General features: G+C 68.6%; 9 protein-coding genes and 1 pseudogene. 7 read left to right on the forward strand and 3 right to left on the reverse strand.

From position 1 onward, the window contains the following. Positions 1-55: 55 nt before the first annotated feature. Positions 56-1,000 (reverse strand): hypothetical protein, encoded by a 945-nt coding sequence (locus tag AB0H83_RS25320; RefSeq protein ID WP_360098488.1) that lies wholly within the window; start codon positions 998-1,000, stop codon positions 56-58. A 197-nt stretch (positions 1,001-1,197) separates the two neighbouring features. On the opposite strand from AB0H83_RS25320, the gene AB0H83_RS25325 reads away from it, so the two are divergent. Then, on the forward strand, positions 1,198-1,644 hold the full coding sequence (locus AB0H83_RS25325; RefSeq protein ID WP_360098490.1) for a hypothetical protein: 447 nt from the start codon (positions 1,198-1,200) through the stop codon (positions 1,642-1,644). A 413-nt stretch (positions 1,645-2,057) separates the two neighbouring features. Here the strand turns inward: AB0H83_RS25325 and AB0H83_RS25330 are convergent, their stop codons facing one another. Further along, the gene (locus AB0H83_RS25330; protein WP_360098492.1) at positions 2,058-3,314 is read right to left on the reverse strand and encodes a hypothetical protein; all 1,257 of its coding nucleotides are present in this window, start codon (positions 3,312-3,314) and stop codon (positions 2,058-2,060) included. Between the two features lie 1,164 nt (positions 3,315-4,478). On the opposite strand from AB0H83_RS25330, the gene AB0H83_RS25335 reads away from it, so the two are divergent. From AB0H83_RS25335 to AB0H83_RS25350, 4 genes are all read left to right on the forward strand, one after another. Next, entirely contained in the window at positions 4,479-5,063 is a 585-nt protein-coding gene (locus AB0H83_RS25335) for an RICIN domain-containing protein (RefSeq protein ID WP_360098494.1), read from the forward strand. Between the two features lie 87 nt (positions 5,064-5,150). Further along, positions 5,151-6,338, forward strand: a complete 1,188-nt coding sequence (locus AB0H83_RS25340; protein ID WP_360098496.1) for a hypothetical protein — start codon at positions 5,151-5,153, stop codon at positions 6,336-6,338. A 79-nt stretch (positions 6,339-6,417) separates the two neighbouring features. Beyond that, complete coding sequence (locus tag AB0H83_RS25345; RefSeq protein ID WP_360098498.1) at positions 6,418-7,521, forward strand: hypothetical protein; 1,104 nt, start codon at positions 6,418-6,420, stop codon at positions 7,519-7,521. A gap of 91 nt (positions 7,522-7,612) precedes the next feature. Next, a complete protein-coding gene (locus AB0H83_RS25350) occupies positions 7,613-8,131 on the forward strand; it encodes a hypothetical protein (protein ID WP_360098500.1) in 519 nt (172 codons plus the stop codon). Here the strand turns inward: AB0H83_RS25350 and AB0H83_RS25355 are convergent. After that, positions 8,055-8,567: a hypothetical protein gene (locus AB0H83_RS25355; RefSeq protein WP_360098502.1), complete on the reverse strand. Its 513-nt coding sequence runs from the start codon at positions 8,565-8,567 to the stop codon at positions 8,055-8,057. The two genes, AB0H83_RS25350 and AB0H83_RS25355, sit on opposite strands and share 77 nt — an antisense overlap. A 404-nt stretch (positions 8,568-8,971) precedes the next feature. Between AB0H83_RS25355 and AB0H83_RS25360 the strand changes: the two are divergent. Together AB0H83_RS25360 and AB0H83_RS25365 are read left to right on the forward strand one after the other, a co-directional pair. Beyond that, positions 8,972-9,080 (forward strand): annotated as a pseudogene (locus AB0H83_RS25360) (excisionase family DNA-binding protein); the annotation flags it as partial. 100 nt (positions 9,081-9,180) lie between these two features. Continuing rightward, the gene (locus tag AB0H83_RS25365; RefSeq protein WP_360098516.1) at positions 9,181-9,348 is read left to right on the forward strand and encodes a hypothetical protein; all 168 of its coding nucleotides are present in this window, start codon (positions 9,181-9,183) and stop codon (positions 9,346-9,348) included. Positions 9,349-9,412: the final 64 nt, after the last annotated feature.

Raw genomic sequence — 9,412 nt, forward strand, 5'->3', positions numbered from 1 at the left:
GATCAGGTGGTCACTCGACTGGGCGACACCGACCGGTCCGGGAGCGGCGTCGCCGTTACCAGCTGGGCGGGTCGGGTGGGTGGTGGTCCAGCAGGTAGGTGGGCCAGCGGGGCCAGGGCGCCTCCTTGCCCTGCAGGTCGGCTGCCGGCTCGCCGCCGGCGCTGCGGGCGGTGATCGCGTCGTGGAGCTGCTGGCTGGTCTGCGGCCGGTCGATGCCGGGCAGCAGGATGAGGCGCTGGCCGAAGGTGACAGCGACCGCCCGCAGGTCGTCGGGTTGCTCGACGAGCAGGATGCGGCGCTGGTCGAGGGCTGCGGTGCGGTCGCGCCAGACCCGGATCGGCACCGTGGGGGTGGCGGGTTCGCGGAACTGGATGCGGTAGGGGGCCATGACGGGGTGCAGGATGTAGCGCCAGCCGAGTGCGGCGAACGCGGCGAGGTAGGCGGCGCGGGCCCAGGAGAGCTGGTCGCGGTCGGCGTTGTACCGCGGGGTCTGGATGGTGAAGGTGAGGTCGGGGTTCGGGTCGGCGCGGTCGACGTACTCGTCGAGGGTTTGCACGTGTGCGGCCTGCTGGCCGGGGTGGTTCTGCTTGGGCACTCCGAAGATCTGCAGGCTGCCGTCGTCGGTCCATTGGATCGTGCCGCGCAGCGGGATGCCGGCGGCGTGGACGGTGACGGGCAGCGTGCGTCCGGTGGCGGTGCGGTGGGTGAAGAAGTCTTCGAGGTGGCGGCGGCGCACGGCGTGGGCGTCGAGGGCGGTGCCGGCGGTGTTGTTGCAGGCGGCGCAGGTCAGCAGCAGGCCGTGACCGCCGAGCGCGTGCGGCGGGACGTGCTCCTCGGTCAGCACGCCGGCGGCGACGGCGGCGCGGGGGTAGGCGACCAGGCACAGCGGGCAGGCGTACCAGTCCTCGCCAGCAGGCAGGGCGGCGCCGAACCCGAGCCGGTCAGCGGTCGCGCGCAGCAGCGGCGCGCCCTCGTCGAACCACCGCAGCCGCTTCTCCACGAATGGCATCCTCGCGACCGCGGCGGTTGCTGGTCAACCGCCTTCCGGGACGCCGCCAGTACCTCCACCATCGGCTGCCCGCCCGCCGGTGGGGCGTCGGTGCGGGCCACAACCGGCCTGGCCTCGCACCGACGCACCACGTCGGCTTGTCGGCTGGCGGTCCGGGCGTGTGAGCGGGTATGCAGTACGTTTCATTGGTGACTGAACAGAGCGGCGCTGATGAGTCGTCCGAAGAGCCGCGACTACCACGCCCGGACGAAATTGAGATGGCCTTCGAGCTGCTGCCCAGAGATGGCCCGACTTGGAGAACCTTCACCTTTCACGGTGCGATCCAGAATGACCCGGTTCTCGAGGACCTTCTCGATACAGTCTGCACGCCGGAGTTTCGTGGCCGACTCGACGTCAATCAAGTTCGCGACCTGCTTTCGGGTGCCTCACCTACCAATGTTCCGCGGTATCCCGCTCCCGACGTCGCCTACGTCGTGTACGTCTACGGACATCCCGAAGGTATCGTTGTCAGTGGGAAGAATCCGCAGGCAATGATGGCCCAGTACGTGACCCTGCTGTTCCGGCCGGAACAGGGTGGCTGGCTGGTCCATCACGTCGGGGATCCAGTTCCTCCTGACCAGATACCCCCGAAATAGCATGTCGCCCCCGAGGGTCGGGCCGCTCCCTCGAAGGGCGACATTCTGCTCGATGCTCAGAGGCGCGATGGTGCTACCACCGCGCAGCAGCGTAGTCGGTGAGCAGCTCTTCGGACCTGCTGGTTATGTCCAGCCGACCCCGGTAGGGCGGAAATGTCTATCCTCAGCCGGCTGCGTTGTCGACGTGATCCTATCGGCGAGGTCGTCAGTCTCGACGATGTGCCGAGTTGGCGGACGAGCATGCTGCCTGCGCCGTGTGCGTACGCCCGGCTCCTCCGGTAACACATTGACGACCTTGCCGACAGGTGTGGCGATCAACCGCTGCCGGTTCGCGGTGGACATCAACGCGTCGTCGCAGACCTCTGCCACTTCGAACAGGGGGCCGAGGATGATTAAGTCGCGGAACGCGCGTCTCAGATAGCCGTACAACTGTTTGGGCAGCGTCTTGAGGTGCGTCTCCGGTGGCACGTCGCCGTGGCCACCTTCGACCGGATGCCGTACGCATGCGTGATCGCCCGCCGGATCTCGAGGCGCTCTTCGTCGTCGGTACCGATAAGAATCGCCGTCCGCTGGGACACCTTCCGGCTGAAGTCACCGTCAGGGCTTTCGGTGATCATGAGGTTTTCGAGGGCTGATGTATACCAGAAGATGATCTCTGCGCGGTCGCGTTCGTACAGCACATCGCCGTCGGTGCCGAGACGCGGACCGAGGGCGAGGAACCGGTGGGCGCTGCGCTGCAGACGCTCAGCAGACTTCTTCGCGAACCTACGCGGGGCCCCGGTCAGACTTTCCCAGGTCTGCCACCGCTGTAGCAGCGGAGACATGACATCGGTGAATGCTAGGACGTCGGCAACCTCTTCCTCGGTGAGCCGGCAGGGACCCCAGCCTGGCTCCTCCCATTCGTCTATGCCGTCGGACGTAGCGGGCACCAGATCCAGACCGGTACCTCGCACGCGTTCGACCATCCGGCCCGGCTCGATCACATACTCGGCGGCGACGATCACCCGCTCGGCCTGCGCGAGGTTAATCAGCAACAGCGGCTCCCACGCCGGGATCACGAGTTCGGGTTCGAACAGGCTCCGCAGGATTTCCGTGCCCCAGATCGACGGGTTTCGCGCTTCGAGGTCGTCGCTGACCCGCCGCAGCACGCAGCAACCGCCGAGGCGCAGGGCCGGATCCCATGGGTCGGCGGCGAACCGGTTGCTCGACGGCAGTGGCGTGACCGCCTCCAGGTCGACGGCGGTGGGCTGTGTGAGTTGCCAGCCGCAGACCTCGTGGGATTCCTGGATCGGCAGGTCCGCGTCGATGACCACGAGACGCTCCGACGGAATTGGGGGGCCCGCGAGATAGGCGGCCAGATCGTCGGCGAACCGGTCAGGTACTTCTGGCCGGCGCAGCACATCGAGGACGCCGAGAGAGCGGATATTCTGGCGGGTCAGCCGGCGGCCCCAGTGTCCGCCTGCCTCGTCATTGCCGTACTGCAGGTATCCGTTGGCGCTGGCGGCGGTGCCAGCGGCGTCGTTGACCGCCCTGGTCTCAGGCCAGGTCGCAACTTGCCTTGCCAGCTCGTTGTCATCGATGGCGGCGAGCTGGTCACGGGCGCTTTCGGCACGTACGAGCATGGCGGAGATCGCCGGCATCAGGGCGAGCTCGGTGGACGAGTCGGTCACCGTGACATCGTGCACCAGAGTCCGGGCAGTGTGGGCTTGCCTCGTGCCGTCGATCCACAGCGCCCCGCCCGGTCCGCAGCTGAAGGCCGCACCGTGTGCTGCCCCGGAGGGGCCATGCTGCCGCGCTGTCGCATGCCCGATGCCGGGCTTGACGGCAGCGTTGCCCGAACCGCAGACCACAGGGCGCCCCAGTTGCACATACGTAAGACGCGGAGGGGTTCACGTCGCCTATGAGGTGACAGTTCCGGCCGGCCAGGCGCCGTGGGTCCGAGTCAGGTGCCGACGCGGATGCCGGGGCGGCGGGCGGGGTCGGGTTCATGCTTGCGGATGATTCCGCGGGTGACCGGGGGCTCAGGCAGCCAACTACACCGTGACTGGCCCACCGTTCAGCATTCTGCTCGTCGGCGATCACAGCAACCACAGCGGCGGCTATCGCGACATCCAAGGCAGCGTCTGGATTCGGCCCCTGGCGCGGACGCCAACCGAGACCCCGCGCCTAATCGTCATCGGCGTACTTCCGATCGGCCGGCCGACCCCCTCTGATCTGCGTGTAGGCACCACACCGACCTAGAGGAACCCATCGGTCTATGTCCTTCGGTTCGCACGGCGCGTCGCCCGCCCTCCCGGCACGGTCAGTTGCTGAACCCAGCTGCTGGTGCGCCTCTGGGAGGACTACCGGCTGCCCATCTTCGTCACCGAGAACGGCTCCGCCTTCCACGACGAGACCGGCTTCGTGCCCGTCGGCGTGGTGGGCGGGGGGCGGGGTCGGGCCGCCGCCTCCGGTACAGGCGCCGAACTGCAACCGCAGCGGTCGTCCATTCCAGACACCCATGACCCGCTCCTGCCCCGTCCAAACAGATGATCCACGAGCCGGCTGCGTCAGACAACCCGGTACTTTCGCGGACAACGCGGTACATGACGGGACGATGCCTGTAAACAGGTTCCGCCAAAATTTCATGATCTTAAATATTCTTGCGGGTCGCGTTCCGCTGGGGTGATCGCCCTGTTTGACTCCAGCCAAGCGGATGATCGCTCCACGGGGCTTCGCCGACCGGCTGTGCGGGCCGGTCTGCGGAGGCGGCAGACGCCAAGTTGGACCTGCACGGACGCCTCCGCGCGTCCCCGGCGCGATCCTCCGGCCGATCGAGTGGTCCGGGAGGAATGTTGATCGTCAGGAATCAGCGACAACGCCGTGACCGATGGCGCCGGCGGCTCGCCGCCGTCGCCATCGGCGCCATGGTCGCGCCGCTGCTCGCCGTCGTGACCGCCGCAACGCCGGCGTGGGCGCAGCAGACCGAGGCGGTCGCCGTGGGACTCGGCCGCGAGTCCGACAGCCGGGTGCTGCAGGTCGCCGGGACGGCGAACGGCGCGGCTGTCACGGCACAGAGCTTTCAGGCGGGCATCGGGAGTGCCGTCGCCGGACAGCGGTGGACCGTCGACCTCTCATACATCGTCGACATCGAGGTGACACCCGTCTACCGCTTCCGGAACGTGCAGAGCGGCAAATGCCTGACCCGGGCGGCGCAGAACGTCAACAACGCCGCCGTCACTATCGCCACGTGCGACGACAACAGCCTCGCGCAGATGTGGACCGTGCCGTACGGCGGCGCCTGGTTCGGCGTGATGCTGCAGAGCATGCAGGACTATCGGTGTCTCGACCTGTCCGGTGGCAGTTCGAGCAACGGCGCGCCGGTGCGGGTCAGCAACTGCATCGACGACTGGGCCGTCGACGACTGGTATCAGCGCTAGCAGCTCCGGTACAGCTCCTGGGTCTGCGATCAGTGGAGCAACGCCCGCATCCTGACCGGCCTGTGTGTCGATGTCGGCGTCCAGCCGATGTACGGCGCGTTCGGCACCTGGCAGAACGTCGAGGTCGACTACACCCCCGAGGCCGGCTCGCTGCCGAACACGGTGGAGAACTTCCTCGAGGTGAGCAGCCGCGACGCACAGAACAGTGACACGCAGGTCGATGGCGTGGAGTACGGACTGCACAGCTCGTACAACGCGGACGAGGGCATCGAGGAGTACTTCCCCTACTGGCTGGAATGGGGCGAGGACACCGAGGAGTACCACGCGCTGTCCGGCGTCGGCGGCGGCACGCCGAACACCCGGCTGCACAGCTACATGGTGCTGAGCAACGGCAACGGCGAATGGGATCTGCTATACGACTTCAACACCGTCGGCACCACCCGGCTGCAGGAGGGTGCGCAGCTCACGCAGATCTACGCCACCACCGCTGTCGTCTACCCCAACACCTTCACTCTGCTCCAGCCGTTCGAGAACCGGGTCCAGGTCCTCGACGGCAACGACCAGTGGCGCAAGCCCTACCTCGGCGAGACCAGCCGCTCGGAGCCGAAGACCTGCGGCGCGCTGCCGCACATGAACGACCCGCTGTGGGAGGAGCTCAACCTGCCGCCGTGGTGCGTGACCACCAGCCAGGGGACGGTGCAGGTGCCGAACTTCCCCACCCAGGTCGACTACTTCCGGGTCGACAAACGCAACACCACCACGGCCCGGGCGGCGGGCCCGGCCGGCACACCACGGACCGTCGACCCGGCCGCCCGGGTCGCGAACGACGTCGACCAGGCCGCGTTGCAGGCGTGCCTCGACAAGGACCCCTACGGTTGCCTCACCACGGTCCCGGGGCTGCGGGCCTGTGTCGCGAAGCGCCTGGCGTGCAACGCGGGGACCGTCCCGGACGCCGTCGGCGGCCGGACGAAGCGGATCTCGGCGCAGCAGGCCTTGAGCATGGCCGGGCAGCGGACGAAGGCACGCCTCGGTGACCGGTCGGCCAGCCTGCTGACCGACGCGAAGGTGCGCACCGTCAGCACGGACGGACTCCCGCAGCCGCTCACCCGGCACCTCGGCCCGGCCGCCGGCCGCACCGTCCACCTTGTCACCGGGGAAGGCACCGTGCCGGGCCTGCGCAACACCGGCTCCCGGCAGTACACCGGCTACACCTTCGTGTACGACGCGGGAACGGGCGCCCTCATCTACTCCTGCCTCGGCCGCAACTGCCCCTAGGAACGGAAAGGACGATCAGGTGAACAGACGCATCACGGCGCTCCTCGCCGCCCTGCTGACCGTCGTCGCATGGCCGTCGATGGCCCGAGCGGCCAACTCGGCCGCCGCCGCACCCGCGCCGCTGCTGGCGGCAGATCTGCGGCAGGACTGCGAACAGCACAAGTCCGAAGCGGAACAGCCCCGCGGGTGGGCCCGCAGCCGCTTCGAACAGTGCCACCGCCTCGACCAGAAGATCAACCTGTATGCGGTCGGGACCAACGAGTACAAGGGATTCATCCAGTACGACCTGTGGGTGCTCGCCCGAAGCAACGACGGCGACCGGACGGTCACCTTCGAGATCCGGCTCGAGAATGCCGGCATCGCCTCCCAGCTCAACGCCGACCTGGGCTACGTCTCGCTGGACTTCGCCGGCTGCAACACCCTGAACGTGAGCTGCAACGGCGCCACCACCTACCGGTCGGACAAGATCGAGAACTGGTTCCACCACCCCGAGTTCGCCACCATCGTCGCCACGAGCCCGAACAATGTCGGGGCCGGGGCCTACCACACCGTCGACCTGCTGGCCCAGATGTCGCTGTTCGTCGAGTACCGCGACGGCATCACGATCCCGTACAGCAACCCGACCGCGGTGATCAACGCAAGCCGGTTCGACTCGGCCGGTGCGCCCCTCGGCGGCAAGTTCCACGGCGCGGTGTTCACGGACTTCGTCCCCACGCTCGAACTGGATGCCCGGCAGGGCAGCAACCACCGGTCCGAGGCACGCCATGTGCTGGATGCGCTGCAACGGCCGCGACTCACCTTCCCCAGCGTTGTGGGCAAGAGCGTGCCGGGAGCCGCGGGGAGCAACCGCCCGCTGCACCGGCTCATGCCGAAGAGCTACCGGGATCAGAACCATGACGGTGCCGTGTCCATCTGCACCGAAGTGTGGGGACCGGAGTATCCGGCTGGCGGCCTGCAATGCGACGAGTACCCTTTCCAGAGCACCTACGAAGGTTCATCGACCTCGACCGGTGGTAACCCACGGCAGTGGCACGGTTCGGCCAGGCCGATCGACGGTGCCGAGAACGGCGCCGGCGGTACGCTGCTTGGAAACTTCTACGGCGCCCAGCGGCTGATCGACACCGGCGACCCCGCCGTGTCCGGTTCCTACGGCGACGCGTTCTATGTGAAAGTCCTGACGTGACCTGACACAACGCCCCAGCGCCGTGGCCCTGCCCTGACGAACCGTCGCGGCGGGGCCACGGCCCGCCGAGCGATCCGACGGAGATGCCGCGATGCACCGCGATGCACAGCCAGCAGCACCGACCGAGACCCAGCAACTAACCTTCGTGCCCGACTACGGGCTGATCACGGTGGCCGATGTCGGTCACGGCGGCGTCGACAGCGACCTCGTCGCCGCGGCGTACAGCACGGTGTCGGCGGCATCGGCCACGGCCGTCGTCATCAAGGTGGCGCAGGACCAGCTGCCGGTGGACGTGTTCGCCGAGGTCTGGAGCGACGCACCGCAGATCCCGCACGATCAGGGCTGGTCCGCGCCGGTCGAATACCGCATCGAGTGTCCGAGCGGGGACATCCGGGTGGGCGCGCCGGCCGGCGACGCCATCGGCGTCTCGTTCGCCGCGGGGCCGCACGTCGTGCGGCTGGCGCACCGGGGGCGCGCCGAGGCGGGCGACCTCACGGCCGTTCTGCGCCGGGAGACCGCGGGGACGGATCCCGTCACCCGCCGCGCCGAGCTCGACCGGCGTGGCGGCGGCGTCGAGCAGTACCTGCTGCAGTTCTGGCCGGCCTCCTGAGTGCCGGGGCGTCGACGAGCATGGAGGGTGGCGTCGCAGGTGCCGGCGCGGTCGCGGGCGGCGTCGAGCATCTGCGGGTGAGGTCGGCGCCGAAGAGCATGCCGGTCGGGCCGATCGCGTCGCGCAGGGCGCGGCCGGTGCCGCAGCCGAGGTCCAGGACGGTGCTACCGGACGGCAGGGCGGCTTCGGCGGCGGCGGCGTAGGCCGGCAGGTCGTCGCCGAACTTGGTGTCCCAGGTGGCAGCGCGGGCGGCGAAGAATGCCTGGGACTCGGTGCGGTACCACACGTCGCCGGGGACGAGCCACGGGTTGAGGTCACGGATGACGGGCCAGGTGCGGTCGTGCAGGTCGATGACGGCGTCGGCGTTTCGCCGCGGTAGCCGCCGTTGCCGGCGTGGCTCGCACGGGCGGTGCGAACCCAGACGGTCGGGTCCCACGTGTCGGCGGGGAGCCGGTCGCGCCAGCCGGGTCCGTCGGCGATGACGACGCTGGTCGGGGTGCGGGTGCGCCGCCGTCGCTGTCATCGGTGCAGGCGGCGGCGGTGAGCCGCACGCAGTGCCGGTCCGCGATGTGCAGCCGGTCGGCGAAGAACGCGGCGCCGCTGTCGGCGCCGTCGACGACGACCCGGGCCTCGCGGTGCGGGAGCGCGGCGACGAGGTGGTCCAGGACGGTCGCCCACCGCTGCCGCTGTTCGCCGGTCAACCCTCCACGGCGTCCCGCGTCCACGCTCCAACCATTCCTCCACGATGCAGATGCGGCCTTTCCAGTACTAGGTCGAGCCGAAGGTGCGGATCGATCGTCCGGTTCCGGCTTGCAGATGCCGGACGATACAGTGGCCGCCGTGATGGTCTTTCGGATCGGTGAGGCGGCCGACCTGCTCGGAGTCAGCCCGGACACGGTGCGCCGCTGGGTCGACGCCGGCCGGTTTGGGCGCGACCCGGGACGAGCACCGGTCTCCGCCGGGAAGTCGAAACGGCATTGCGTGGACCGTCGCCGCACTCCTTCACCGACGCGGTCGGCGTCGGAGGTCTGATCGTCTCCATCGCGGCGATGGCCTGGACGATCTACAAGGATCTCCGCAAAACGACCCCGCGGCCGGACGCCGTCACCGTGCAGCGGGAGATTCAGGTCCGCATCGGCCAGGACCAGGCGCGCCTGGCCACTGATGATGTCGTTTCGGTCGTTGTTGTCGGCGCTCACGTAATTCCCCAGCTGTAGCGGTCTGCCGCTCACGTAATTCCTCACCCTGGTCGCTCACGTAATTCCCCATGGGGATGACGAG

Source organism: Dactylosporangium sp. NPDC050688, assembly GCF_040654515.1.
Lineage (GTDB): Bacteria > Actinomycetota > Actinomycetes > Mycobacteriales > Micromonosporaceae > Dactylosporangium.

What these genes read in the sequence shown, in the direction of transcription:
- AB0H83_RS25365 (WP_360098516.1), top strand. Translation starts at nt 9,181, where the DNA reads ATGGCCTGGACGATCTACAAGGATCTCCGCAAAACGACCCCGCGGCCG.
- AB0H83_RS25345 (WP_360098498.1), top strand. Translation starts at nt 6,418, where the DNA reads ATGGCCCGAGCGGCCAACTCGGCCGCCGCCGCACCCGCGCCGCTGCTG.
- AB0H83_RS25350 (WP_360098500.1), top strand. Translation starts at nt 7,613, where the DNA reads ATGCACCGCGATGCACAGCCAGCAGCACCGACCGAGACCCAGCAACTA.
- AB0H83_RS25340 (WP_360098496.1), top strand. Translation starts at nt 5,151, where the DNA reads ATGTACGGCGCGTTCGGCACCTGGCAGAACGTCGAGGTCGACTACACC.